We start from the raw sequence: 25,697 nt of genomic DNA on the forward strand, positions 1-25,697 counted from the left end.
GGCTCACAGCCCGCGTCAGTCGCGTCCGTCCAACGACGTCTGGAGATCGCGCTCGCGCGCATCATGCAGCTGCGAGCGGAGAACAGCAACCTCGCCGGACGCCTGGAGACGGCATACGGCGAGATCCGAAAGTTGCGCAGCGAACGGCCGTTGCCTTGACCGATCGAAGCGCGTCGCCTGGCGCTCCAGCGTGGTGTCCAGAGTCACGGCTCGGCTCAGCTTCGCGGCAAGGAGTAATCGAGAAACGCGACGGCCGGCAGCCTTCTCGCGGGCGTCGTAGAGCATGGTCGGAATCTATCGGCCGGACCGATCACCGCCGTTGATTCCCAGCGCGAGTTGTCCACACCGCCCACCTGCGGGTTCATGATCACTCGTGCCAGTGTCGTCGTTTGCCGACTCCACGAGCGGGCCTCAAGGGCAGAGCGTTAGAGCTCCCTGGAGGCCCGGGCGGCGGGTCACGGCCGAGGTTGCAGCAGTTTGCCGAGGATGCTGGAGAGCTGTCTGCGCTCCGTAGGGCTGAGGGCTTGGAAGGTTCCGTCAAGGAACTCGGGCACGGCGTCTTCAGCCTGGGCGAGGAGTTGCCGGCCGGAGTCGGTGATGGTAACTGCGTACGCGCGGCGGTCTGCGAGGTCTCGTTCGCGGCGTATGTGGCCTGCCTGTTCAAGGCCGTCGCAGATGCCGACCATCACGGTGCGGTCGATGCGCAGTTCGTCGCTCAGGACGCGCTGCGAGCAGGGGCCGACCTCGGCGAGCATCTTCAGCACCAGATGCTGGCCGACGCCGATCCCGAGCGCGCCGGCCCTGGCATCCGCAGCCCGGGCAACCGCGGCTGAGGCCCGGCACAGGGCGATGTCCAAACGCTCTGCGGCGAGCCGGGGGAAGTAGGCGGTGCTCGCGTGGTCCGTGGTCGTGGACGGCATGTGGTGTCTCCCTCCTGGCTGTCGCCACCCTACCAGCAACCATCTGAACGCAGATTGTTTGACCGCCAACCATTGAAATCGTATGCTCGCCAACCATCTGTTAACCAATCATTGGTGCTCTGATGGAGGTCTGGCGTGGACAAGCCCGATAGCCGCAAGCGAGTGGCTCTTGTACTGCTCTGCGCTGCGGTGTTCCTGGACTCGATGGACCTGTCACTGATGGGGGTCGCCCTGCCCGCGATCGGGCGGGATCTGTCACTGTCGGGGGGAATGCTGCAGTGGCTGGTGTCGGGATATGCGGTCGCCTACGGCGGCTTCCTGCTGCTGGGAGGTCGCATGGCGGACCTGTTCGGCCGTCGCCGCATGTTCCTGCTCTCCTTGGCCGTCTTCGCGGCCGCCAGCCTGGTTGGCGGGCTGCTTTCGGATGGATGGGCGCTGGTCGTCACGCGAGTGGTCAAGGGGCTGGCCGCGGCGCTCACCGCCCCGGCGGCCCTGTCACTCATCACCACGACGTTCACCGAAGGCGCCCGGCGCAACCGAGCGCTCGGCGTCTACGCCCTGGCTGGCGCTACCGGATACAGCGGCGGACTTATCGCCTCCGGGCTGCTGACCGAGGTCAGTTGGCGACTGGTGTTCTTCTTCCCGGTGCCGATCGCCCTGCTGGTCCTCGTCCTCGCGCCGTTGGCGCTGCCGAGAGTGGAGCGCTCACACAGTACGGCCAGGGGCTTCGACGGAGCCGGCGCGGTCACGATCACCGCGGGAGTACTGCTGCTCGTGTACGCACTCACCGAGACCACCTGGCCGGCGGGAGCGGCGGCCGTCCTGCTTCTGGTCGCCTTCGTGCTGATTGAGCGTCGGCAGCAGCTCCCGCTGGTCCCACTGCGTGTCTTTAGTTCGCGCAGTCTGGTCACCGCCAACCTTGCCGCACTTGCCTGGGCCTGCGCCACCATCGGCTGGCAGTTCGCTGCCGTCCTGTACCTCCAGCAGGTCCAGGAGGTCCAGGACTACGGGGCTCTGGCAACCGGCTTGGGCATCGTCCCCATGGGGCTGGCCATCGTTGTGACCGCCAACCTGGCCGGAAGACTGATCAGCCGGTGGGGGCTGGGCCGCACGGCTGCGGTCGGAATGCTGATCCAGGCCGCCGGAATCCTGCTGTTCCTCCGGGCCGGCGCCACCGCCGATTACATCGCGGTGCTGCTGCCGGCGCTGTTGGTGCACGGCGTGGGCAACGGCCTGTCCTTCCCCAGCCTCAACATCGCCGCGGTCGGCGGGCTGCCCGACGAGCAGCAGGGCCTGGCCTCCGGCCTGATCACGTCGTCCATACAGATCGGAGCCGGAATCGGCGTGGCTCTGCTGGCCTCGCTCATGGCCACGGGCGGGCCCGGCCTCGACGGTTACCGGCTCGCTTTCCTTGTGGCCGGCTGCTTCTCGCTGCTCGGCGCCACCATCGCGTCCATCGGCCTGCGCACCCGCGTCAGCCACAAGACCCAGGCCCGTGCCTGAGCCTCGCCCGCAACAACATCACCCGACGCCGAGGAGGCTCCCCGTGACCCTGGACCTGACCCCCGACCAACTGCTGTCCACCACCCGCGCGGTGCGCAAGCGCCTCGACCTGGACCGCCCGGTCCCACGGTCCCTGATCGAAGAGTGCGTCGACCTGGCCACACAGGCACCGACGGGGCGCAACCGGCAGCGCTGGCACTTCATCGTCGTCACCGACCCCGACCGGCGCCGCCTCGTCGGGGACATCTTCCGCCGCGCGCTGACCACCGGAGGTGGGCAGCCTCCGACCGAGCGGGACCTGCCGCGCATGTTCGCCCAGCCCGGCTCCATGGTACGGATCTCGGACGGCCTGCGGCACCTGCACCACAACATCCACCGTGTGCCCGCCTTCGTCGTTCCGGCCATCGAAGGCCGTACGGAAGGCGCCTCCGTGCTCGACCAGTCCATGACCTGGGGGTCTATCCTCCCGGCCGTGTGGAGCTTCATGCTCGCCGCGCGCGCCCGCGGGTTGGGCACCGTGTGGACTACGGCACAGGGCCCGCTGGAAAAGGAACTCGCCGACGCGCTCGGAGTGCCCTATGACGAGGTGATGCTCACCGCCTTCATCCCGTTGGCTTTCACCATCGGTACCGACTTCAAGCCGGCCCGCCGGATTCCTCGGGAGCAGGTCCTGCATTGGGAGCAGTGGTAATGGAGAACTGAGCTCCCATCGCCTGCGTCAGCACGGCCGTCGCCCGCGGAACGTCAGGCCCTGCTCCCAGTTCGCTCTCCGCCGTCCACCAGGCGGCGGGGAGCAGTCACAAGGCGTCCGGAGCAGAAGCGGGACCGCCACACGACGTAGAAACCACCCGCTCGTCACGTTGCGCGGCTGGTGTCTGAGCTAGGACTCCGGGGCCGGGGCGAAGCCCGTCCCAGACATGTCCGCCACGCAAAGCACCAGATCAGAGCCGATGACGAACCACCGAGCTATACATAAACCACGTCCTTGACGACTGGGTCCTGATGCGTGCGGACAACTCCCACACCGGCTGTGGCCGTATGCACACCCGGATACATGTCTTCTCGGCCGGCCGGCTGGTCGCCTCCAGCAGCGGGGACGGGCTGCTGCGTGCCGCGCGGCCGCAGGGGCGGGTGCTGCCGGGGAGTGGCCATGCGTGAGGCTCATGCGTTGTCTCCGGGCCCGTTTCGCCGTGACTTCGGGGTATCGATCCACGGCGAGCCGGAGACGCCATTTGCTTGCCTCGGCAAGTAGATGCAGACTGGTTGTTGCTCAGGCAAGTAAGTCGTGCCCGTCAGTGTGACGGCACCGCCACTTCGGAGGGACTCATGACCAGTCGGATCTCACTCCTGCCGCCCGTCGAGGGCCAGGCTGTCCAGGGCCTGCCGGACTTCGCGCACCACTACGCGGAAGTGAACGGGGTTCGTCTGCACTACGTCGAAGGCGGCAGCGGCGAGCCGGTGGTGCTGCTGCACGGTTGGCCCTTCACCTGGCTGGAGTTCCGCGCCACCATGCCCCTGCTGGCGGCGGCGGGCTACCGGGTCATCGCTCCGGACCTGCGTGGTTTCGGATTCTCCGACAAGCCGGAGAGCGGATACCGGAAGACCAACGTCGCGCGGGACGTCGCCGAGCTGGTCGAGCGGCTCGGGTCGGCGCCCGTCAACCTGGTGGGGCAGGACATCGGGATGATGGTCGCTTTCGCGCTTGCCGCCTCCCGGCCCGAACTGGTGAGAAAGGCCGTGCTGGGCGAGGCGCTGATCCCCGGCTACGGCCTGGAGGATTACATGGACCCCGCCCGCGGCGGCTATGGACACTTCGCCCACCACATGCAGGTGGACCTGGCCACCCGGCAGACCGAGGGCTGCGAGGAAGAGTTCCTCGGTCCCACGTGGGACATGATGTCGGCGAGCAAGGACAAGTCCTGGACGAGGGAGCTACTGGCCGCGTTCCAGGCCCCGGGCGCCATGCGCGGCGGTTTCCAGCACTACGGCACCCTGCTGGAAGACATAGAGGAGTCCCGCGACCTCCTGGGCGAGAACAAGCTCGCCATGCCGGTGCTGACCGTCAACGGGGAGTACGGCATCCCTGCCGCCCAGACCGCCGGCAGCGTGGCACGCGTGGCGGAACCTTCCCGCTTCGAGCAGGACATCGTCCCCGGCAGCGGACACACTCTGGGCGAGGACAACCCCGCCTGGTACGCGGCTCGCCTGGACCGTTTCTTCCGCAGCTGACTTCCTCCGCGCCGGCATGGCTGCGGACGCCGCGAGCGTACCCGCTGCCCGGACCGGCGCCGGACGTTGTCCGGCAACCTCGACAGGCCACGCGCGCTGCGGGCGGTCAGTCCCGTCCCTGGGCGGTGGTGCAGGAGCGGTCGGGGATGAGTGAGGCGGTCACGGCCCGGAGGGCGTCGGCAAGTGCCGGTGCGGAGCCTTCGGGCAGGTGATCGAGGAAGCGCCGGCGCGCGCTGGCCTGGTGCGTCGGCCGGGCGCTCTCCAGGCACGCCGTGCCTTCGTCGGTGAGGACGGTGACATTGCCGCGCCTGTCGGATCCGTCCCGTTCCTTGGCCACCAGAGACCTGTCCGCCAGCGCGGTGACGAGCCGGGTGATCCGGCTGGGGGTCAGCCCGGTCCGTGTCGCGATCTCCGACATGCGCAGCCTGCGTCCCGGAGCCTCGCTGAGCACGCTGAGGACGGAGAACTCCGTCAGCGGAAGGCGCGTCGCCTGAAGCATGTCCTCCTCCAGCAAGCGGGGCAGTGCATGGACCAGGCGTCCCAGTTCACGCCAGACCTCCGCCTCCTGCGCCGACAGCACCGGATCCCTTGCCTCTGTGGATCTCGTCATGTCCCCAGTCTGCCATGTCCTTGCCTGAGCAAGTTACTGTGTTACTTGCCTAATCAAGCAAATAAGTTGATCGAACGGGAAGTCCCCTCCATGAAGATCCTCGTCCTCGGCGCCACCGGCTATGCCGGTTTCCACATCGCCCGTGCGTTGCGCCAGGAAGGTCACACCGTCCTGGGCCTCACCCGCGACGCCACCAGCCCCCGGGCCGCGGAGCTCCTCGTCGAGGAGGTCCGGCCCGTCGAGGGGCTGTTGTCCGACCCCGAGACCTATCGCGGGGCACTGGAGGAAGCGGACGCCGTCGTGTGCGCCGCCCTCGACATGAACGACCCGCTCGGCAGCGACCGCACCCTCTTCCAGGCACTGCGTGAAGCCCAGGACCGTACCGGGCGCAGCCGCCATCTGGTGTTCACCACCGGCATCACCTTCCTCGCCTCCACCGGTCAGGTGTGGGACGAGGAGACACCCGCCGATCCCGACAACCCGCTGCACCTGCGTGCCCAGGCCGAACAGGAGCTGGCGGCCGGCGGCCTGCCCCACACCGTGCTGCGCCCGTCCTTCATCTACGGCGGCAGCGGTCGCAGTTCGAAGTCCGCCCAGTGGTTCGCCGATGCCCGAGAGGGCCACCCCGTCTTCTACGGCGACATCACCAAGCGCTACACCTGGGTCCACGTCGACGACCTCGCCGCCGCCTACGTCGCGGTCCTCCGACGGCCTGAGGCGGTCGACGGCCAGATCATCATGCTCGGCGACGAACACCGGCCCACCCTCCTCTCCGTCCAGCAGGCGTGCCTGGACGCCGCGGGCTACACCGGCGACATCACCTTCGAGAGTGCGGACGCCGGCGGCTTGCTGGAAAGCTGCGCCGACCGCGACGAACTCGTCACCAGCGCCAAGGCCCGCGAACTGCTCGACTGGCGGCCCCGCCACCCCGGCATCCTGGAAGACACTCTCACCTACTACGCGGCATGGGACCGGGCGCATACGCAGAGCTGAACCTCAGGCCCCTCCGGCCTGCACGGCGCCGGTCGACATCACTCCCGGGCCCCCGCGCCCGGGAGTGTTCCCCTCGCTCACGTGCTCGGACGCAGCAGCCCCTCCTGGGCGACCGTGGCCAGAAGCCTGCCCTCCAGGTCGTACATGCGGCCCTGGCACAGGGCCCGGCCGCCGCCGGCCCAGTCGCTCTCCTGCTCGTAGAGCAGCCACTCGTCCAGGCGGTGCGGTGCGTGGAACCACATGGTGTGGTCGAGACTGGCGAAGCTCAGGCCGCCCTCCGTCATGATCCCGCTGTGCGGTGCCAGGGCGGTGGACAGCAGCAGGGCGTCCGACACGTAGGCCAGGGCGCCGGTCTGGGTGACACGGTCCTGCGCGAGCGTGTCGGTGGTGCGCAGCCACACGTGCTGCCGGGGAGACCTCCGCTCTCCTCGCCGGGCGGCCAGCCGAGGCAGTTCCTCGGGGAAGCGGAACTCCAGGGACCTGCGCTGCTGCAGATCCTCCAGCCAGGCGCGGTCGACGGGGTGCGAGGCGGCGAACGCGGAGCGGGCCGAGGGCAGTTGCTCCGGGGCGGGACCGTCGGGCAGGAGTGCCTGGTGGGAGAAGCCCGGTTCGGGGACATGGAAGGAGGCCGTGAGCAGGAGGACGGTGCGGCCGTGCTGGACGGCCTCAACCGTCCGGACGGAGAAGGACCTGCCGTCGCGCACCACCGCGGCCCGGTAGTGGACCGGTGCGGCCGGATCGCCCGCGCGCAGGAAGTGGCCATGGGCGGAGTGGATCGCCCGGTCCGCCGGCACGGTGCGGCAACTCGCCACGACGGCCTGGGCGAACACCTCCCCGCCGAAGGTGCGAGCCTCCTCGCGCGCGGGTGGGCGGGTGCGGAAGTTCATGGAGTCCAGCTGCTCCATCTCGAGGAGCGTGGACAACCGGGGTAGCGCCTCATGCGGGGCGGAGGCTTCATGGTCTGTCCTCAGCATGATAAAGAGAGTATATTAAGTTAACGGTTTTGGGGGCTGCTCCTCCGTGCGGCGGCGTTACGGAGCTCGGACCGCCCACAGCTCACGAAGGAGTGACGCCCATGCGTGCCGTGGTGTGCCGCGAGTACGGTCCGCCGGAAAGCCTGACGGTCACGGAGGTGCCCGACCCCGAACCCGGACCGGGAGAGGTGCTGGTGGGTGTACGCGCAGCGGCGGTCAACTTCCCCGACGTCCTGCTGGTGGGCAACCGCTATCAGATGAGCGTGGACCCACCGTTCGTCCCCGGCAGCGAACTGGCCGGGGACATCCTGGCGACGGGGCCGGGCGTGGAGACCTCCCTGTGCGGTACACGTGTTTTCGGCGCCGTGCAGCACGGTGCCTTCGCCGAACGGGCCGTACTGCCCGTCGCCGCCCTCACCGCCATACCCGACGCGGTGGGCTACGAGGAGGCAGCGGCCTTCGGGGTGGTCCATCTGACCGCTTATCACGCCTTGCGCTCGGTCGCCGGGGTGCAGCCGGGGGAGTGGGTCGTGGTGCTCGGCGCCGCCGGTGGCGTCGGGCTGGCCGCGGTGACGCTCGCGACGCTGCTCGGTGCCAGGGTGATCGCGGCCGCCTCGGGACCGCACAAGCTGGAGCTGTGCCGCACCCGCGGCGCCGAGCACCTCATCGACTACACCACCGAGGATCTTCGATCCAGGATCAAGGAGGTGACCGGCGCCGGAGTCCACGCCGTCATCGACCCGGTCGGCGGCCGGTGGTCCGAGCAGGCGCTGCGAGCGACGCGCTACGGCGGCACCTTCGTCACCATCGGCTACGCGTCCGGCGCGATCCCGGCGGTCCCGCTGAACCTCGTCCTGCTCAAGGGGGTCGCCGTCCGGGGCATGGAGCTGCGGACCTTCGCGGAGCACCGGCCCGAGGAGGCCCGTCGCAACCGTGCCGAGCTGATGCGCCTCCTTGCCCAGGGCCGGATCACCCCGCATGTCTGCGCGACCTTCCCGCTGTCCCGCGCGCCCGAAGCGCTACGGCTCGTCGCCGGCCGTCAGGCGCTCGGCAAGGTACTCATCGACCCCACCACGGAGGTGCCATGGAGCTCGAAGAACTGATCGCCCGGGAGAAGGTCCGTGACACCGTGGCCCGCTATGCCTGGTCCGGTGACCGCTTCCGGCTCGCGGAACTCGCGGGGTGCTTCACGGAGGACGGAGTCCTGGAGGTGAAGGGCGGCGGCACCGCCCGAGGCCGGGCGGCCATCGAGGGGATGCTGGGCGGTAACAGCCGCTCCGGCAGCCGCCCCGTCGGCGACGGCTTCTTCATCCGCCACTTCGTCACGAACCTCTCCTTCGACAGCGTCACCACCGAACGCATCGAGGCGTCCGCCTACTTCATGGTCCTCACCGACCAGGGCCCCGACCACTGGGGGCGCTATCGCGACGTGTACGTGCCGGTCGCGGACCGCTGGCTGCTCCGCCACCGGCTGGCCTCCGTCGATGCCGCGCGCGAGGAGGGCTGGTTCGCGGGGCGGGCGGGATGAGCGGCGAGCGTCCCTTCGCGGGAAGGACTGCCCTGGTCACCGGGGGCGGCATGGGCGGCGATCTCGCCGAACCAGGTGCGCCTGCAGCGGTACTGGCGAAGGCCGAGGCCGGGCCGGGGCCCGGGCTGCTGGTCAACGACGCCGCCCACACCAGGCTGGTCCCTCCGGACCGGCTGGCTTCGGAGCCGCGGCGGAAGATCCTCCGAGCCACTACCGAGGCCGCGTTCGGACTCACGTGGCCGGCCGTCGGACGAGGCGGCGTACGTCACCGGTCGGACTGTCACCGCGGCCGTGAGCCGATCGCCTCTTCCGAGCCCGCGCCTGTCGAGACATGGAAAGAAAACCACGGATGAACGACCGTGACGTCTCACCCGCGGACAAGCTGGCCCTCGATGGCCGGGTGGCCGTCGTCACCGGCGGCGGTGGTGGCATCGGGCGGGGTATCGCCTTGGCGCTCGCCGGTGCCGGTGCCGCGGTGGCCGTCGGCGACATCGTTCCCGAGCGTGCGCAGGAGACCGCCCGCCGCATCGAGAAGGACGGCGGCACGGCGCTGCCGTACCACCTCGACGTGATGGACACCGAGCGGATCGGCGCCATGGCCGCCGCCACCGACGAGCGCTTCGGCGCCATCGACATCCTGGTGAACAACGCGGGGGGCGTCTCCGCCCGCCCGTTCCTTGAACAGAGTGAGCGCAGCTGGCGTCGGCACATCGACATCAACCTGGTCAGCGCGCTGGCCGCCACCTCGGCAGTCGTACCCCGGATGATCCGCGGCGGCAGGGGCGGATCGGTCATCAACATCGGCAGTATCGAGGGTGGCCGCGCCGCACCGAACTTCGCCGTGTACGCCGCCTGCAAGGCCGCCCTGGAGAGCTTCACCCGGACCATGGCCCTGGAACTGTCCGAGCACGGAATCCGTGTCAACGCGATCACGCCGGACCACACGGTCACCCCAGGCACCATGGGCAATCGCAGTGGCCCCGTGGATCCCGACACCTGGGTGCGGCCTGCCCCGGAGGCCGCCGATGCCATGGCCCGGCTGATCCCCCTCGGGCGCGAAGGAGACGCGGCGGAGTGCGGTGACGCCGCGTTGTTCCTCGCCTCCGAACTCGCTTCCTACGTCACGGGCGTCGTACTGCCCGTGGACGGTGGCACGTGGGCGGCGGGTGGCTGGGTCCGGGGCCGCGACCGGCGCTGGACCCTGAACGAGGGATTGCGCTTCGGGTGACCACGGACACCGCGGGCCGGGACATGGCTTCCTTGCCCGTCGCATAAATAGATGAAAGAGTTAACTGTATCTTAATGATGGGAGAGCGCGTGAAGTTCACCGTGGAGTACCCCGTGAGCGCGGCCGGGTACGACCGGGCGTTGGTCGGGCGCAAAGGTATGGAGCAGGTCGTCCGGGCGGCGGAGGACTGCGGCTACGACGCGATCGCCTTCACCGAGCATCCGGCGCCCTCCAAGAAGTGGCTGGACGCCGGAGGTCACGAATCCCTGGATCTCACCTCGGCGTTGAGCTTCTGCGCCGCGCTCACCGGCCGGATCCGGCTGATGACCTATCTGCTCGTCCTGCCCTACCGCAACCCCTTCGTCACAGCCAAGGCCCTCACCACCGTCGACCTCCTTTCCGACGGCCGGCTCACCGTCGTCGCCGGAACGGGCTACCTGCGCTCGGAGTTCCGCTCCCTCGGTGTGGAGTTCGCAGAGCGCAACGAACTCTTCGACGAGGCCCTGGAGGTCATGCGCGGAGCCTGGACGACCGTCCCCTACGCCTACGAGGGCCGCCACTTCGAAGCCGGCGGCGTCGCCTCCGTGCCTCTGCCCGCCCAGGCCGGAGGCCCCCCGGTATGGATCGGCGGCAACAGTTCCCGGGCCCGTGCCCGAGCGGCCCGCAACCAGGGCTGGAGCCCGCTGATGGTCAGCGACGAGGTCGCCCGTACCACGCGCTCGCCCGGCATTTCCACGATCGAGGCCCTCGCTTCGCACATCACCCGCGTGCGCGAGGCGGCCGCCGCCGAGCAGGGCGGTGACGCGCCCTTCGACGTGCAGGTGCAGACGCCCGGCTCCCGTCATCTTCTGGAGGGCGGCTCGGCCGAAGAACACCGGGACCATCTCGGCCGGCTGGCGGAGGCAGGGGTCACCTCCTTCGTTGTCCAGACTCCCGGCGACAGCGCGGGCCGTGCCGCCGATTCACTGCGGGAATACGCGGAGACCGTCGGAATCCGCTGAACCGGCCCACAGACGTCTCAACGACAGCCCGCTGTGACAGCGGGGAGGGAGCCGAGCCATGCGCATGCGCCATCTCGGGAAGTCGGGCGTGCTGGTGTCCAGCCTCTGCCTGGGTGCGATGTCCTTCGGGGCGATGGGCAACCGCGACCCGGAGGACTGCGTACGCATCGTGGACCGTGCCCTGGAGTCCGGGATCAACTTCGTCGACACCGCGGACGTGTACTCACAGGGCGAGTCCGAGCGGATCATCGGCCGTGCGCTGCGCGGACGGCGCGACGACGTGGTGCTCGCCACCAAGTTCTACAACCCGATGGGCAAGGGCCCCAACCAGCGGGGCGCATCCCGCCGCTGGATCATGAAGGCGTGCGAGGACAGCCTGCGCCGTCTGGGCACCGACCACATCGATCTCTATCAGGTGCACCGCCCGGACGAGCACACCGATATCGACGAGACCCTCGGCGCGCTGACCGATCTGCGGCGCCAGGGAAAGATCGTGATGGCGGGAACCTCCACCTTCCCCGCCGAACGGATCGTCGAGGCCCAGTGGGCGGCCGAGCGCGGTGGCCATCTGCGGGTGCGCTGCGAACAGCCGCCGTACTCCATCTTCGTACGCGGCCCCGAGCGGGACGTCCTGCCCACCTGCGAGCGGTACGGCATGGGGGTCATCGTCTGGAGCCCGCTCAACGGCGGCTGGCTCACCGGCAAGTACCGCAAGGGCACCGAGCCCGTCGTCGACAGTCGCTTCGCCCGGCTGGGCGGCCGCGACTCCTGGACCGTCGACGCCCCGGGTGCGGGGCGCAAGACGGAACTGCTCGGTGAGCTGGAGAAGACCGCGCGCGACGCCGGCACCGACCTGATCGGCCTGGCCCTCGCCTTCACCCTCTCCCACCCTGCGGTCACCTCGGCCATCGTCGGCCCTCGAACCCTGCAGCAGTTGGAGAGCCAGCTCCCGGCTGCCGACATCACCCTCGCCGACGAGATCCTCGACCGCATCGACACGATCGTGGCCCCCGGCGAGAACGTCAGCCGCCTCGACTACTCCTACGAGCCGCAGGCCCTGCGGCACACCCGCCGTCGCCGCGTCCGCCACTGACCACGCGGCGCCGTAACCACTGACAACTCCGAAGGAGGCCGACCATGTGGGACTTCTCCACGGATCCGGATTTCCAGCAGAAGCTGGACTGGATGAAGACCTTCGTACGCGAGGAGGTGGAACCGCTCGACCTGCTCTTCCCCGCGGGCGGCGATCCCTACGACACCTCCAACGAAGCAGCCCTCGCCATCCTGCGCCCACTCCAGCGACAGGTCCGCGAACAGGGCCTCTGGGCCTGCCACCTCGGCCCCGAACTCGGGGGCCAGGGCTACGGCCAGCTGAAGCTGGGCCTGATGAACGAGATCATCGGACGCTCCTACTGGGCGCCGACCGTCTTCGGTACCGCCGCGCCCGACACCGGGAACGCCGAGATCCTGGCGATGTTCGGCACCGACGAGCAGAAGAAGCGCTACCTCCAGCCGCTGCTGGACGGTGAGATCGTCTCCACCTTCTCCATGACCGAGCCCCAGGCCGGCGCCGACCCCAAGGAGTTCGTCTGCCGCGCCTGGCGCGAGGGCGACGAGTGGGTCATCGAGGGCGAGAAGTGGTTCTCCTCCAACGCCCGTTACGCCGCCTTCCTCATCGTCATGGCCGTCACCGACCCCGACGCGAAGCCGCATGAGCGGATGTCGATGTTCGTCGTCCCCGCCGAGACTCCGGGCATCGAGATCAAGCGCAACGTCTCCACCATGGCCGAGCGTGACGAACTGGACGAAGGCATCCACGGCTACCTGAGCTACCACCGTGTCCGGGTGCCCCTGGACGCCATGCTCGGCAACCCGGGAGAGGGCTTCAAGGTGGCGCAGGCCCGACTCGGCGGAGGCCGTGTCCACCACGCGATGCGTACGGTGGGCAAGTGCAACCGTGCCCTGGAGATGATGCTGGAACGCGCCGTCTCCCGTCGCACCCAGGGTGAGCGGCTGGCCGACAAGCAGGCCGTACAGGTGATGATCGCCGATTCGCACATCGAGCTGCAGCAGTACCGGCTCCTGGTCCTGAACACCGCCTGGGTCATCGACAACCAGCCGCACGGAGCCGCCCGTACGCAGATCGCCATGTGCAAGGTGGCGATGGCGAAGGTCTACCACGACATCGTGCAGCGCGCCGTCCAGATCCACGGCTCCCTCGGCACCACGCATGAGACGCCGCTGGCCGACATGTGGATGGGAGTCCCGTCCCTCGCACTCGCGGACGGGCCCACCGAGGTGCACAAGGTGACCGTCGCCCGGCAGTTGCTGAAGAACGCCGAGCCCGCGCCCGGCCTCTTCCCGACCGAGCACCTGCCCACCAAGCGCGAGGCCGCCCGCCGGCGCTACGCGGACGTGCTGAAGGAGTACGGCCTGTGACGCCCCAGGGCAACGAACCCGGCGGGGGAGTCGCCCAGCTCTTCGACCTGACCGGCAAGGTCGCGCTCGTCACCGGCGGGAGCCGGGGCCTGGGCCGGGAGATGGTGCTCGCCTTCGCCCGCGCCGGTGCCGACGTCGTGATCACCAGCCGCAAGGCCGACCGCTGCGGCGAGCTGGCCGAGGAGGTCGAGGCGCTGGGCCGCAAGGCGCTCGCCCACGCCTGCCACGTCGGGCGGTGGGACGAGATCGACACACTCGTCGACGTCGCCTACGAGCGGTTCGGCAAGGTCGACATCCTCGTCAACAACGCGGGCATGTCTCCGCTCGCGCCGTCCTCGGAGGAGACCACGGAGGAGCTGTTCGACAAGGTGGTGGGCGTCAACTTCAAGGGCCCCTTCAGGCTCGGCGCCCTCATCGGCCGCAGGATGGCCGACGGTGACGGGGGCTCCATCATCAACGTCTCCTCCTCCGGCGCGCTCATGCCGCAGCCCAGGTTCGGCCCCTACGCCGGGGCCAAGGCCGCCCTCAACGCGCTCACCCAGGTCCTCGCCCTGGAGTACGGGCCGAAGGTGCGGGTCAACACCCTCTCAGCCGGCCCGTTCCTCACCGACATAGCCACGTCCTGGCCTGAAGAGGCACGGCAGCGGACCCGCAGCGCCGTGGGTCACCCCGGCCGGCCCGAGGAGATCGTCACGAGCGCGCTCTACCTTGCCAGCCCGGCGTCCAGCTACACCACAGGTGCCCTGCTCAGGGTGGATGGAGGACTCTTCTGATGTCGGGCACCCTCACGGGCGTGGACGGTCTCGTCAAAGATCTGCGGACACGCGCAACGGCCTCCGCGCGGGGCCGGCACCCCGGAGCCGAGGTGGTATCGGTCGAGCCCCTCACCGGTGGGGCTTCCAGTCTCACCTTCATCGCCGAGCTCACCGGCGTACCGGAGGGCGAGGAGCGCGTGGTGCTGAAGGTGGCACCGCCGGGGCTCGCCCCCGTACGCAACCGCGATGTGCTGCGCCAGGCCGGGCTGATGCGCGCCCTGCACGGCCGGCCGGGGGTGGTCGTGCCCCCGGTGTACTTCGAGGACGTCGGAGATCCGCCCGGTGTGCCGCCGTTCGTCGCGATGGGGTTCGTGCCGGGGGAGTGTTCCGAGCCGGTCCTCCAGGACAGCCGTGACCCCGCCGACTTCACCGAGATCCGCTCCCGTGCGCTCGACGCCGCCGCGGTACTCGCCGCGCTGCACCGGGTCGATCCCGCCGAGGCCGGCCTCGGCGACGAACCCGTCGTGGGTCTCGGTGACGAGATCGACCGCTGGACCCGGGCGTTCACCACCGTTTCCGCGGACCTCCAGGGCGACTACGAGGCCTGTGCGGTGGCGCTCCACGCCACCATGCCGGCCGCGCTGCCGCCCGTGGTCAACCACGGCGACTACCGGGTGGGCAACACCCTGTGCCAGGACGGCCGTGTGACGGCGGTGATCGACTGGGAGATCTGGTCGGTCGGCGACCCACGCGTGGACCTGACCTGGCTGACGTTCTTCACCGACGAGGCCCGCCACCCGGCGGCCCCCACGGACGCGCCCAGTGGCATGCCGACCGCACGGGAACTGCTTGACGCCTACTCCGGAGGTGGCGCCGAACTCCCGGACATGGCCTGGTTCGAGGCACTGACCCGTTACAAGGAGGCGGGGGCGACCGCCCTGCTGATCAAACGTGGGCGCAAGCACGGCGAACTGTCCCCGCAGATGCGGCGCATGGTCCCGGCGCTGCCCGAACTGCTGAGGGAGGCGAGGGACCTTGTCGGCGGCTGACCCCGGGCTCCGACCGCTGCCCCCGGTCGAACGGGTGCGGCCCGGCCTGTGGAGTGTTCCCGTACCACTGCCCAACACCTCGCTGCGCTACGTGCTGGTCCACGTCTTCGAAACGGACGCCGGGCCGTACCTGGTCGACGCGGGCTGGGACACCGACGAGGCGTTCGAGGCGCTGAGCGCCGGGCTCACCGCGATCGGGACCCGGGTCGAGGACGTGCGAGGCGTGATGGTGAGCCATGTGCACCCTGACCACTACGGTCTCGCCCACCGCGTCCGGGAGGTCTCCGGCGCCTGGGTCTCGCTGCATCCGGCGGACGCCGCGGTCCTGGACCGCCTCGAGGGTGACAGGCCGGTCGAGTCGACGACAGCGACCCTGCGTGCGTCGGGTGCCCCGCGCGAAGTACTGGAACGGCATCGCGAAGCCATGGCCCGTTTCACCGTACGCAGTCGCATCCCGCGCCCCGACCTGCTCCTGGACGACGGCGCCGAGCCGGAGGTGCCGGGCTGGAACCTGACGGGCCTGTGGACACCCGGGCACTCGCCGGGGCACATGTGTTTCTGGGAGCCGCGGTACGCACTGCTGCTGTCGGGCGACCACGTGCTGCCGCGGATCACCCCCAACGTTCCTCCGCCGACAGGAGCGAACGACGACACTCTCGGTGCCTATCTGCGTTCCCTGGAACGCCTGGAGGGCCTCGACGCGGTGGAAGTGCTGCCGGCGCACGAGCACCGGTTCGCCGGCCTCGGAGGGCGGCTGGCCGAGCTGCGGGGGCACCACGAGAGCCGGTTCAAAGAGGTGCTGACAGCTCTGGAGGCGGGTGCGCGGACGGTGTGGGAGGTGGCCGGCCGGATGAGCTGGTCCCGGCCCTGGGAGTCGATGGACGGCTTCGCGCAACGTGCGGCGGCAGGGGAGGCGTTCGCGCATCTACGGGCACTCGCGCGCCGCGCGGAGGTGCACGAAGAGAGCGGTGAGCCACTGCGGTGGCGGGTGGTGCGGGCGGCCGACGAGGCGTGGCGACGACCGGGGTGAGACGCACTGTGCCCGGCCACGGGCCGGGCACAGGGGTGCGTCAGGGGGCCGTGGCCCGGCGGGCTCAGTCGAAGAGGTCCACGACCGCGTTCCCCTGCTCCCCCGGCAGGAGATGCTCGGCGGAGACCTGCATGTGCTTGCGCCAGTGCTCCTCCGCCCCCTCCGCGTCGGAAACGGCGACGAGGTCCACCAGTTTGGTGTACGAGCGGATCATCTTGCGGAACTCGCTCGTCGAGCGCACCGGGTCGAAGAGGCGGGAAACCGTCAGTGCGAGGTGACTGCCGATGACCTCGCGGAGCATGCCGGCCTGCATCATGAGGGTGCGGTTGCCGGCCCGTTCCAGGATCAGGTCGTGGAACTCCTGGGTGGCCATCGACCAGGCCACCGGGTCCTCCTGCCCCGTGCCGGCAGTCTCCTCGACCACGTCACGGAGCCGTTCGACACATGCCCTGAGGTCGTCCACGTCCTCGGGGGTACGGCGGCGGGCCAGCATGGCCGCGGCGGCCGGCTCGATCACGATGCGGGCTTCGTAGACGTCGCCGATGGTGACCTGGTCGACCTGGAGCAGCAATCCCACGTAGCGGGCGGCGACGCCCAGATCGGGTGCCATGACCTGGGCGCCGCCCCGGGCGCCGCGCCGGATGCTGATCAGCGACTCGGCCTCCAGGATGCGGAAGGCCTCGCGCAGGGTCGGACGCGAGACGCCGAACTGCTGCATGAGCTCGGTCTCCGGGGGGAGTGCGTCCCCCTCGCCGAGCTCACGGCGGACGATGCGGCTGCGGAGACGGGACGCGATCAGTTCGGCCATCTTCGGGGCACGGATTGCCGCTCCAACCGGAGCCATCGGCTTGCGGTTGTTGGTGTCCGTGCCCACAGAGTCTCCCTAGGAAAGCGTTGCTTCAGCCTACTGTACGGAGGTCGTAGCAGCGCTTCCTGCTGCCGCCCTCCACCACGGCCTTCTCGATCATATTACTTATTGTGCTTTTTTCGTGACGCGCCGGGGGCTACCCGTGGCGCGAATCGTGTCCGGCGGTCAGATGGCGGGATTCCAGAAGGCGCAGTGGTGCTCTGCCGCGAACGCCGTGGAGCTGACGGGGCCTATGGCGTCGGGGGCGAGGTTCTGGATGGGAGGCCGGCTGCCGGTGAAGCGTGGCCAGGGCGGTGTGCCGGACGCCATGGGGGTGTGGTTGCGGGCGAAGGACGTCCAGTAGCCGATCATCTGCCGGGAGAGGGTCTGCTGCGCCTGGGTCAGTTGAGCGGTCCCGGGCATGCGGAACAGGTAGGCGAGTTCGGAGCCGTGGGTGGCGCCGAGCGAGCTTCCCCCGAACAGGGAGGGTGCGTCAGGGTCGGTGAACTCATAGGCGTGGACCGGAAGTCGGCCCTTGGCGAGGCGGTTGGCGTTCAGGGTCCGGCAGGAGAAGCTGGAATCGCCGAGTACGGCGGAGAAGGCTTCGGCCGGGCTCGGGTAGGCGCTGAGGGGATATTCCTGAGCGATGTCGGCCGCCGGAATGCCGGACGACAAGGTGGCCGTGCGTGTCAGGGCGGCCACATAGCTGGCCTGGTCGGTGGGCGGGTCGCCGTAGGCGCCGCTGTGGACGAAGCCGCGGCCCTCGTCGAGGTTGCTGCCGAGTGCCAGGGGGACATGGTTGTACTGCCCGGCGCGGAGAGCGTCGCCGAAGCCGCGAGGGAGCACACCGCCGCCGGCCGCGGGGATGGAGGCGAGCTGTGTCGCGTTGGGACTGCCTCCGACGGTTGCGGCGGCGCTGTTGATCTGGTCCGGTGACGCGGCACGCAGGCAGGCCAGGTCGGAGGCACAACCGAGCTGGGCGGCCACGGCCGTGCCGAAGCTCTGGGCCCGGGCCATCGGGGTGGTCGGCAGTGCGCAGCCGCTCTGGGCGATCGCGGCGTGGAAGAGCCCTTTCGCGAGTGGGGAGACGACCTGCTGGCACGCATAGGTGGCGCCTGCGGATTCACCGAAGACGGTGACGTTGCCGGGGTCCCCGCCGAAGCCGCGGATGTTCTGCCGCACCCAGCGAAGGGCCGCCTGCTGGTCGAGCAGGCTGTAAGCCCCGGATCCCGTGGCCGGTGCCTCGGCGTCCAGGCCCGGCAGAGCGAGAGCGCCGAGCATGCCCAGGCGGTAGTTGATGGTCACCACGAGCACACCGCCGCCGGTGACCAGGGGAGTGGGGTCGTATTCCGAACCGGCCCCGCTGACGTAGGCACCACCGTGGAGCCACACCATCACCGGAAGGCCGACGCTCGGGCGGTTCTGCGGCCGGTACACATTGAGGCTCAGGCAGTCCTCACTGCCGCCGGTCTGCTGGGGACACTGGCTGCCGAAGGCTGTTGCCGGTCGGACGCCGTTCCACGCGGCGGGCGGGGCCGGCGGCTTCCAGCGCAGGCTTCCGACGGGAGGAGCGGCGTAGGGAATACCGGCGAACCGGTCGGCTCCGGCCACCGAACTGCCTTGCACGCGCCCCTGCCGCGTATCGGCCACCGGAGCTGTCCGCGCGTCGGCGGCCTGGGTTCCCGCCGACGGAAGAGTGTCACCTGACGGCACGGCAGCCAGAGCGGCGCCGGGCAGTGCGGACAGCAGGAGGGCGAGGGCGGCGGCCCACCCTGTGAGCCTGGGCGCTCGCACGCCGCGTAACGAGAATCTACGTGTCGGATACATGGCAGGTGAATCTAGGGGTGCCCGTGGCGGGGACAAGGGTGCCCGTCCTGTGAGGTGCATATGTCACACCCGGACCGCAGGACTTGACTCCGGGTGGCTACGGTGCCTTCGTCAGTTGCCCTCCGTCCCGGCGAATACGTCGACCCCTCGAAGCCGGAGCCGGCCTCAGCCTTAGCCCCTTGTGACACGGGCGGAGAGCGTGCACGTGCGGGCCGGTCCGGGCGGCGCGTGGATCGCGCGCCGCCCGCGACGGCTACGGGTGTACCAGGATCTTGACGTGCTGGTCCGGTGCCTCGATGAGTGCGTCGAACCCGTCCCGTACGGCGCTTTCGAGTGGGATCCGGGAGGAGACCAGGGCGTCCGGATCGATCCGGCCGTCGGCCACGGCGGCGATGACCTGCGGGAAATCGTCGCCGTTGTAGGCGAGGCTGCCGGTGTAGACGATCTCGGTGGTCAGCAGGGTGGTCGGGGAGAACTCGACGGGGTGGCAGGGTGCGACGGTAACCGCTCGGCCGCCCTTGCGCAGCACGCCGATCAGGCTGTCCACGGCGGGCTTTCCCGCGCCGGAGGCTTCGAAGGACGTGTCCACGCCTCGCCCGCCGGTCGCTTCGCGGACGCGTTCCGGGAGGTCCTCGGACAACGGGTCGACGACGAGATCGGCTCCGTACTCGGTGGCTGCCTCGCGGCGGGCCTTGTTGGGCTCGCTGACGATGACGGTGCCCGCACCCTGGGCCTTCGCGGCCATCAGCAGGCCCAGTCCGATGGGACCGGCCCCGACCACGACGGCTGTCTCACCCGGCTGCAGGTCCGTGCGGCGCACCGCGTGCCAGGCGACGGTCAGCGGCTCGATCAGGGCGCCGGTCTCCGTGCTGACGTTCTCCGGGAGCAGGTGGATCCGGCCGGCGGGGAGTACGGCGTACTCCGACATTCCGCCGCCCCAGCCGTTGATGCCCACGAAGCCGCTGTTCTCGCAGAGGTTGGTCTCGCCGCGCAGACAGGCGGGGCAGGTGCCGTCGAAGATGGTCGGCTCCACGACCACGGGTGCGCCGACGGGTATGTCGGTGACGTCGTCCGCGATCTCGGTGACCCGGCCCGAGAACTCGTGGCCGATGGTGTGCGGGCCGGGTTCGCCGGTGACGGGGTGCTCGTACTCGACCGGATAGGGCAGTGCCTTGTAGAAGTGCAGGTCGGAGCCGCAGATGCCGGCCCACTCGACCTTCACCTTGACCGTACCGGGGCGCAGTGGCGGCTCCGGGATGTCGTCGAGACGCAGATCGCGGGGGCCGTGCAGACGCAGAGCGCGCATGGTGGTGCCTTTCCGGGATCCGGCCGAGGGGGCGGTGACTACCCCCGGCTGTCGAGCCGCCCGCTCCGGATCCGTGCTGTCCAATGTGGTGTCAGCTTCTGTCAGGGTGGCAGAAGCTGCCACCTATGAGGATTCCACGTACGCTGGTCGACGTCAAGGGAGGTCGGACCGTATGAGCAGCCCGTCACTCACGGAGCGGCGCAGGGCAGCCACGTTGCTGGATATCTCCACCGTGGCTGTGGCGCTTTTCGCTGAGCGGGGTGCGCAGCAGTGCACCGTCGCGGACATCGCGCGCGCCGCAGGGGTGTCCGAGCGGACGTTCTACCGGTACTTCGCCACGAAGGAGCAGGTGATCGCCCCCGCGCTGGCCGCCGGTATGCGCACCAGCGAGGAGGTGCTGTCCGCGCGCCCGGCCGACGAACCGCTCCTCGACTCGTTGCGGGCGTCGTTCGAGGCCGCGTTGCTGGGCAACGAACGAGCACCGCACGTCAGGCGGTTCCTCGCCGCGATGCTCGACGACGACGCCCTGTACGCGGTGTGGCTGCACGTCGTCCACGACGCCGAGCCGGGCATCGCCGCCGTGCTCGCCGCCCGGACCGGTCTGCCCGTCGGCTCCACGGACATCGCGCTCACCGCCGCCTGCGTGGCCGTGGCCTTCCGCATCACCCTCGAACGCTGGGCCCGCGCCGATCCAGGCGATCCCGCCGCCCAGAACCCGGTCCGCGCCGCCGAGGAGGCGCTGGGGGTCCTGGTCCGCCTGCCGCTGACCGCATAGGCCGGCGGCCCGGCCCCTTCCGGGTCCGGGCCGCCGGTGGCTGGCCGCATGGATGATTCTCAGTTCGCGGGTACGGCGGCCTTCGGGCTCTCGGCAGAGAGGTCGGCGCCGGCCTCCCCGTTCCCCTCGGCCACCTTGCTGCCGGGCGTCTTCCTGCGGCGCTGCACCAGTTCCACCACCGCGTTGAGCAGCAGTCCCGCCGCCCCCCAGAGCGCGATGGTCAGAACATGTCCGCCTACACCGTTGCCGCCGAAGTAGAGGATCGAGCGGACCGATTCGAGTGTGGCGGGCGTCGGCAGGAAGCCGTGCAGGGACTGGAACAGCACTGGTTCCACGTAGGTGGAGAGCGCGCCACCGGAGGACGGCACGCCGAGGAACATGAAGAGCGTCACGGCCGGAATCACCGCGAGCGGGCCGAGGAACCGGGCGAGGAGTGCCGTGAACATGGCCACCGAGAAGATCATCAGCGAGCCGACTCCGAGAAGTTGCCAGGCATGGCCTTCGAGCGCGCCGATCACCGGTCCGGCGAGGGCCCAGATCGACACGGCCATCAGAGCCGCCCATCCGGCGAACAACGGAACCATCTTCCGGAGCTTCATCAGTTCCGGGGCTGCCGTGGACACGACCACGACGAACATGAAACCGGCCATCACGAAGCCGATCGTGAGATAGAGGCTGCTGGTGCCCATGTTGTCGTGGGCGGGCAGCGGCGCCAGGTCCTGGACGTCGAGCGTGACGTGCTGCTCGGCCGCGACCTGACCGAAGGTCTGGGTGACGACCTGCTTGAGGCTCGAACCCCCGGCGCCCGCGAGGTACAGCACGGCGTCCTTCTCGCCCTCGGCCGGCAGCACGTACGCGCCGCCGATCTCCTGGTCGTGAACCAGATCCTTCGCGGTGTCCACCGACGTCTCGACCCTGATGTCGAGGGCGCCGCCGGCCTCGGCCGACAGTGCGTCGGCTGCCCCTTGCGCCTGCTGGACGCTGGAGCCCACCACCGCGACGGGCAGGTTGTTCGGGGTGGGGGAGTGCATCGCCGAGACGAAGATGCCGACCATGAGCACGGTCATGAGGAGCGGGAAGAGGCCGAGAACGACGTACTTCCTCACCGGTGAGGGGGCTGGGGCGGCGGGCGCCGCTTCGGTGGGTGCCACGGATATCTCCTCCGGGAGGGCTACGGGGTGGCCCGGGTGGGGCCGGCCGGGGTGGAGGCTGTCGGTCACGCGGAGGTCAGAGCTCCCTGGGCGTCCGGCGAACCGGCCGGAGAGCTCGACGGAGTGTCGGCCGCCTCGTCCGGCCCGCGCGACGTGCGGCGCCGCAGCAGGTCCACGCCCGCGGTCAGCGCGAGGCCCACGACCGCCCACGCGGCCAGCACCAGCAGATGCGGGCCCACTCCGTCGCCGCCGAAGTAGAGGATCGAGCGAAGCGTCTCACCGGCCGCCGGCAGCGGCAGCACGTGGTGGAGGAATCCGAAGAAGCCCGGGACGGAGTGGATCGACATCATGATGTTGGAGGCCGGAACTCCGAGGAACATGAAGAGCGCGATTCCTGGCACGACCGCCAGGGGTCCGAGGAGCCGTGCGAAGAGCGTCTGGCCGAGACCGACGGCGAACACCGAGAGCCAGCCGAGGCCCAGGACGGGCAGTACGTGCCCGTCGATCGCACCGATGAGCGGTCCGACGATGACCCACACCAGGGCGCTGACCAGCGCCGACCAGCCCGCGAGGAGGGGTACCAGGCGGCGCAGCGGCAGCAGTTCGGGGGCGCCGCTGGTGAGGACGGTGACCAGCATGTACCCGGCGAGCATCCAGCCGATCGCGGTGAACAAGGTGGTGACGCCCATGCCGTCGGACGCGGGCAGCGGGGCGATGTCCTGTTGTTCCAGGGTGAGCTGCTGCGCGTCGGCGACCGGCTGGAACACGGACTGCACCATCTGCACCTGGGCCGCGCCCGCGGCCTGCGCGGTGTACAGGACGGCGTCGTCCGAGCCTTGGGCGGGGAGGGCGAGTGCTCCGGCGATCTCACGGTCGTGGACCAGCTGGCGCGCCTCGTCGGCCGTCGCCACCACGCGGACCTCCACGGGTGAGCCCCCGGTCGCGTTGAGGCTGTCCGCCAGTGGCTGAGCCTGCTCGGCGGTGCCGGTGACCGCCACCGGCAGGTCGCGTGGGGTCGGTGCGTGCATCGAGCCCGCGTAGATGCCGACGAGCATCATCACGAGGACGAACGGGAAGACCACCATGAACACGTACTTCTTGGTGTTCCCGCCCTTCGGTGCCCCCTTGTCCACCTGGGGCCCGGCGGGCTGTCCGCCCGTGGGCGATCCCGAGGACTCTGCGGATTCCATGTACTGCTCCCTGTGCTGTCCGAGGGTGGGGAAAGTGATGCCGCGCGGCGGCGTCGCGGGTGGGCGTGCGACCGACCGGAGACGGATGGGTGCGGTGCGACCGGCCGTGCCGGCCGGCTGCGTGCCACTGCCGTGACTTCGAGGATACGAGTTTTTGTCGCGTTGTGCCAATTCTGGCGCGACGTGACGTTAAATGTAAGGTGAACTCCGGTCCTCCCGTCGTCGTAGAGCCGCGACGGGCGTCGAGGAGCCCGAAGGAGCCGATCATGGAGAACTGCCCGGGTGACGTTCCCGGTGATTCCGTCGCCCCGCCCCCGCCCCCGCCCCCGCCCCCGCCCCCGCGGCCACGGGCCGGCCGGCCGGCGCTCTCGGAGAGCCGCAGGGAAGCGGTGCGACTGGAGATCGCGCTGGCCACGGTCCGGCTGTTCCAGGACAAGGGGATCCAGGCCACGTCCGCGGGGGAGGTGGCCCACTCGCTGGGGATCTCGACCCGCACCCTCTGGCGTTACTTCCCGACCAAGGAGTCGTTCGTCCGCCCCTTGCTCACCCACAGTTTCGACCGGCTCCTCGCCCACCTGCGGAACTGGCCCGCCGACCGGCCGCTCGCCGAGGCCCTCGACGAGGTCGGCGCGTCCGCGGGGAGTGGCCTGAGGCATGTGCGCACCGTGGTGCGGATGACCCGGACCGAACCGGCTCTGCGGTCGGTCTGGCTGGGAGTCGCCGACGGGTTCTCCCATGCGCTGTCCCATGTCGTAGCCGAGCGCGACGGCGTGGCCGCCGACAGTCTCGTGGCCGGGGTGCGAGCGTCCGCACTGGGCGGAGCCATGGTCGCCGCCGTCGAGCACTGGGCGTGGGAGGAGCCCTCGGCGCAGGGGGCGACGCTCGCGCAGGTCATCCGCGAGGCAGTCGAACTCGTCGGGGCCGGGCTGTACGGGGAGAGCGGGAGCCTGCCGTGAACGGCGGGACGGTCTCTCGCGTTCCGCGGGGCGGGCGGTGGGCCCACGTCAGGGAACGGCGAAAGCGCCCGGGGTGCGCACGACTGTGCGACCTCGGGCGCTTTCGGTAGCGGCCGACCGGTGGGTCAGCGGGTGACCATGAGCTTCTTCACCGCGTAGTTGGTTCCGAGGACGTCCATCGGTACCTCGTCGACCGGGACCGCGAGGCGCAGGTCGGGGAAGCGGGTGAACAGGCGGGGCAGCACCGTCTTCAGTTCGGCGCGGGCGACGTTCTGGCCGAGGCACTGGTGGACGCCGTAGCCGAAGGCCAGGTGGCGGGTGATCTTGCGGTCGAAGTCCGGGATGTCGGGGTCGGTGAAGATCCGCGGGTCACGGTTGGCGGCCGGCATCGCCACCACCACGAGTTCTCCGGCGCGGATGGTCCGGCCGCCGATCTCCACGTCCTCCAGAGCCACCCGGCCGAGGCCGAACTGCACGATGGTGAGATAGCGCAGCAGCTCCTCGACCGCCGGGCCCGCCTTCTCCGGGTGCTCGACCAGGTCGGCGCGCTGCTCGGGGTGGGTGAGGAGGGTCAGCGACGAGAGGCCCAGCATGCTCGCCGTGGTGTCATGACCGGCGAAGAGCAGCAGGACCCCCATCCCGATGACCTCGTCGTCGGTCAGGAACCCGTCCTCTGCGTCGGCGTGTCCGATCAACTCGGACAGGATGCCGTCCTGGACCTTCGTCCGGCGCTTCTCGGCGACCAGCTTGGTGATGTAGTCGATGAGCCAGTGCGCGCCCGCGTCCCGCTCGGCGCGCGGCCTGCTCATGTCCATGAGCTGCTCGGTGGCTTCGTGGAAGCCGTCGCGGTCCGCGTACGGCACGCCGAGCAGTTCGCAGATGACCAGGCAGGGGATCGGAAGGGCGAGAGCTTGGATGAGGTCGAAGGTGGCCGGGCCGGCCTCGATCGCGTCCAGGTGCTCGTCCACGATGCGGTCGATGTACGGCTGGAGCTTCTGTGCCACGGACTTGGGTGTGAACCGCCCGGACAGCAGCCGCCGGTACTGGCTGTGGTCGGGCTCGTCCATCATCACGAACGTGGGATTGAACGGGGCGTCCTCGCCCGCCTCGGACGCCTCTCCCTCCGGGGTGTCGTGGCGGGGGCGGCGGGCGGACAGCTTCGGGTGGCCGAAGACCTCGCTGCCCTCCTCGAAGCGGGTCACCAGCCACCCTGAAGTCCCGTTCGGGAAACGGACCTTGAGGATCGGCTGGTCTTCGCGCAGGGCGGTGTACTCGGCCGGGGGGTCGAGCAGCGCGGTACGCGCGACGGGCATGGACGGCAGGGCATCGCCCGTGTGGGCCGGGGAAGTCATGGAGATCTCCGTAAAGCAGCGGCGTCCGGGACGC

25 protein-coding genes are annotated in these 25,697 nt (G+C 69.9%); 15 read left to right on the top strand and 10 right to left on the bottom strand.

From position 1 onward, the window contains the following. Positions 1-15 precede the first annotated feature (15 nt). Entirely contained in the window at positions 16-285 is a 270-nt protein-coding gene (locus ACIQM3_RS17855; protein WP_401626508.1) for a hypothetical protein, read from the bottom strand. A gap of 170 nt (positions 286-455) precedes the next feature. Then, positions 456-920 (bottom strand): MarR family winged helix-turn-helix transcriptional regulator, encoded by a 465-nt coding sequence (locus ACIQM3_RS17860; protein ID WP_401624872.1) that lies wholly within the window; start codon positions 918-920, stop codon positions 456-458. Positions 921-1,055: 135 nt separating this feature from the next. Here ACIQM3_RS17860 and ACIQM3_RS17865 point away from each other — a divergent pair, with 135 nt between their 5' ends. From ACIQM3_RS17865 to ACIQM3_RS17875, 3 genes are all read left to right on the top strand, one after another. Next, positions 1,056-2,423 carry an MFS transporter gene (locus ACIQM3_RS17865; protein ID WP_401624874.1) on the top strand — a complete coding sequence of 456 codons (1,368 nt, stop codon included), beginning with the start codon at positions 1,056-1,058 and terminating at the stop codon, positions 2,421-2,423. Between the two features lie 43 nt (positions 2,424-2,466). Then, positions 2,467-3,114: a nitroreductase family protein gene (locus ACIQM3_RS17870; RefSeq protein WP_401624877.1), complete on the top strand. Its 648-nt coding sequence runs from the start codon at positions 2,467-2,469 to the stop codon at positions 3,112-3,114. A 635-nt stretch (positions 3,115-3,749) separates the two neighbouring features. Beyond that, positions 3,750-4,652, top strand: a complete 903-nt coding sequence (locus tag ACIQM3_RS17875) for an alpha/beta fold hydrolase (protein WP_401624880.1) — start codon at positions 3,750-3,752, stop codon at positions 4,650-4,652. 106 nt (positions 4,653-4,758) lie between these two features. Here ACIQM3_RS17875 and ACIQM3_RS17880 read toward each other — a convergent pair whose 3' ends face one another. Beyond that, positions 4,759-5,262 carry a MarR family winged helix-turn-helix transcriptional regulator gene (locus ACIQM3_RS17880; protein WP_401624883.1) on the bottom strand — a complete coding sequence of 168 codons (504 nt, stop codon included), beginning with the start codon at positions 5,260-5,262 and terminating at the stop codon, positions 4,759-4,761. A 90-nt stretch (positions 5,263-5,352) separates the two neighbouring features. Between ACIQM3_RS17880 and ACIQM3_RS17885 the strand changes: the two genes are divergently transcribed. Further along, positions 5,353-6,255: an NAD-dependent epimerase/dehydratase family protein gene (locus tag ACIQM3_RS17885; protein WP_401624886.1), complete on the top strand. Its 903-nt coding sequence runs from the start codon at positions 5,353-5,355 to the stop codon at positions 6,253-6,255. A 77-nt stretch (positions 6,256-6,332) separates the two neighbouring features. Here the strand turns inward: ACIQM3_RS17885 and ACIQM3_RS17890 are convergent, their stop codons facing one another. Then, positions 6,333-7,229, bottom strand: a complete 897-nt coding sequence (locus ACIQM3_RS17890; protein WP_401624889.1) for an acyl-CoA thioesterase — start codon at positions 7,227-7,229, stop codon at positions 6,333-6,335. Positions 7,230-7,330: 101 nt separating this feature from the next. Between ACIQM3_RS17890 and ACIQM3_RS17895 the strand changes: the two genes are divergently transcribed. The 9 genes from ACIQM3_RS17895 (at position 7,331) to ACIQM3_RS17935 (ending at position 16,259) form a co-directional block, all read left to right on the top strand. After that, on the top strand, positions 7,331-8,332 hold the full coding sequence (locus tag ACIQM3_RS17895) for an NADPH:quinone oxidoreductase family protein (RefSeq protein WP_401624892.1): 1,002 nt from the start codon (positions 7,331-7,333) through the stop codon (positions 8,330-8,332). Further along, positions 8,314-8,757 carry a nuclear transport factor 2 family protein gene (locus ACIQM3_RS17900; protein WP_401624894.1) on the top strand — a complete coding sequence of 148 codons (444 nt, stop codon included), beginning with the start codon at positions 8,314-8,316 and terminating at the stop codon, positions 8,755-8,757. The genes ACIQM3_RS17895 and ACIQM3_RS17900 overlap by 19 nt, the downstream gene beginning before the upstream one ends. A gap of 349 nt (positions 8,758-9,106) precedes the next feature. After that, the gene (locus tag ACIQM3_RS17905) at positions 9,107-9,985 is read left to right on the top strand and encodes an SDR family NAD(P)-dependent oxidoreductase (protein ID WP_401624897.1); all 879 of its coding nucleotides are present in this window, start codon (positions 9,107-9,109) and stop codon (positions 9,983-9,985) included. Between the two features lie 89 nt (positions 9,986-10,074). Beyond that, positions 10,075-10,986, top strand: coding sequence for an LLM class F420-dependent oxidoreductase (locus ACIQM3_RS17910; RefSeq protein ID WP_401624900.1), 912 nt, complete (start codon positions 10,075-10,077; stop codon positions 10,984-10,986). Positions 10,987-11,044: 58 nt separating this feature from the next. Next, positions 11,045-12,079 (top strand): aldo/keto reductase, encoded by a 1,035-nt coding sequence (locus ACIQM3_RS17915; RefSeq protein ID WP_401624902.1) that lies wholly within the window; start codon positions 11,045-11,047, stop codon positions 12,077-12,079. A gap of 44 nt (positions 12,080-12,123) precedes the next feature. After that, positions 12,124-13,425, top strand: coding sequence for an acyl-CoA dehydrogenase family protein (locus ACIQM3_RS17920; protein WP_401624905.1), 1,302 nt, complete (start codon positions 12,124-12,126; stop codon positions 13,423-13,425). After that, the gene (locus ACIQM3_RS17925) at positions 13,422-14,198 is read left to right on the top strand and encodes an SDR family NAD(P)-dependent oxidoreductase (protein ID WP_401624908.1); all 777 of its coding nucleotides are present in this window, start codon (positions 13,422-13,424) and stop codon (positions 14,196-14,198) included. Before ACIQM3_RS17920 ends, ACIQM3_RS17925 begins: the two co-directional genes overlap by 4 nt. After that, the gene (locus tag ACIQM3_RS17930; protein ID WP_401624911.1) at positions 14,198-15,229 is read left to right on the top strand and encodes a phosphotransferase family protein; all 1,032 of its coding nucleotides are present in this window, start codon (positions 14,198-14,200) and stop codon (positions 15,227-15,229) included. Before ACIQM3_RS17925 ends, ACIQM3_RS17930 begins: the two co-directional genes overlap by 1 nt. Further along, positions 15,216-16,259, top strand: a complete 1,044-nt coding sequence (locus ACIQM3_RS17935) for an MBL fold metallo-hydrolase (protein ID WP_401624914.1) — start codon at positions 15,216-15,218, stop codon at positions 16,257-16,259. Before ACIQM3_RS17930 ends, ACIQM3_RS17935 begins: the two co-directional genes overlap by 14 nt. Positions 16,260-16,323: 64 nt before the next feature. Here ACIQM3_RS17935 and ACIQM3_RS17940 read toward each other — a convergent pair whose 3' ends face one another. The 3 genes from ACIQM3_RS17940 to ACIQM3_RS17950 all read right to left on the bottom strand — a co-directional run bounded on the left by ACIQM3_RS17940 (position 16,324) and on the right by ACIQM3_RS17950 (position 20,239). After that, on the bottom strand, positions 16,324-17,133 hold the full coding sequence (locus ACIQM3_RS17940) for a FadR/GntR family transcriptional regulator (RefSeq protein ID WP_401624916.1): 810 nt from the start codon (positions 17,131-17,133) through the stop codon (positions 16,324-16,326). A gap of 159 nt (positions 17,134-17,292) precedes the next feature. Then, positions 17,293-18,900, bottom strand: coding sequence for a carboxylesterase/lipase family protein (locus ACIQM3_RS17945; protein WP_401624919.1), 1,608 nt, complete (start codon positions 18,898-18,900; stop codon positions 17,293-17,295). Between the two features lie 286 nt (positions 18,901-19,186). Further along, positions 19,187-20,239, bottom strand: a complete 1,053-nt coding sequence (locus tag ACIQM3_RS17950; protein ID WP_401624922.1) for a 2,3-butanediol dehydrogenase — start codon at positions 20,237-20,239, stop codon at positions 19,187-19,189. 172 nt (positions 20,240-20,411) lie between these two features. On the opposite strand from ACIQM3_RS17950, the gene ACIQM3_RS17955 reads away from it, so the two are divergent. Continuing rightward, the gene (locus ACIQM3_RS17955) at positions 20,412-21,014 is read left to right on the top strand and encodes a TetR family transcriptional regulator (RefSeq protein WP_401624925.1); all 603 of its coding nucleotides are present in this window, start codon (positions 20,412-20,414) and stop codon (positions 21,012-21,014) included. 59 nt (positions 21,015-21,073) lie between these two features. On the opposite strand, the gene ACIQM3_RS17960 is transcribed toward ACIQM3_RS17955, so the two are convergent. Both ACIQM3_RS17960 and ACIQM3_RS17965 read right to left on the bottom strand, forming a co-directional pair. Further along, positions 21,074-22,165, bottom strand: coding sequence for an ABC transporter permease (locus tag ACIQM3_RS17960; protein ID WP_401624927.1), 1,092 nt, complete (start codon positions 22,163-22,165; stop codon positions 21,074-21,076). 65 nt (positions 22,166-22,230) lie between these two features. Further along, positions 22,231-23,355, bottom strand: coding sequence for an ABC transporter permease (locus ACIQM3_RS17965; RefSeq protein WP_401624929.1), 1,125 nt, complete (start codon positions 23,353-23,355; stop codon positions 22,231-22,233). A gap of 266 nt (positions 23,356-23,621) precedes the next feature. Between ACIQM3_RS17965 and ACIQM3_RS17970 the strand changes: the two genes are divergently transcribed. Beyond that, the gene (locus tag ACIQM3_RS17970; RefSeq protein WP_401624932.1) at positions 23,622-24,311 is read left to right on the top strand and encodes a TetR/AcrR family transcriptional regulator; all 690 of its coding nucleotides are present in this window, start codon (positions 23,622-23,624) and stop codon (positions 24,309-24,311) included. Positions 24,312-24,436: 125 nt separating this feature from the next. On the opposite strand, the gene ACIQM3_RS17975 is transcribed toward ACIQM3_RS17970, so the two are convergent. Further along, the gene (locus ACIQM3_RS17975) at positions 24,437-25,663 is read right to left on the bottom strand and encodes a cytochrome P450 (RefSeq protein ID WP_401624935.1); all 1,227 of its coding nucleotides are present in this window, start codon (positions 25,661-25,663) and stop codon (positions 24,437-24,439) included. Positions 25,664-25,697 lie beyond the last annotated feature (34 nt).

The organism is Streptomyces sp. NPDC091271 (assembly GCF_044757505.1).
In the GTDB taxonomy this organism is placed as follows: Bacteria; Actinomycetota; Actinomycetes; order Streptomycetales; family Streptomycetaceae; genus Streptomyces.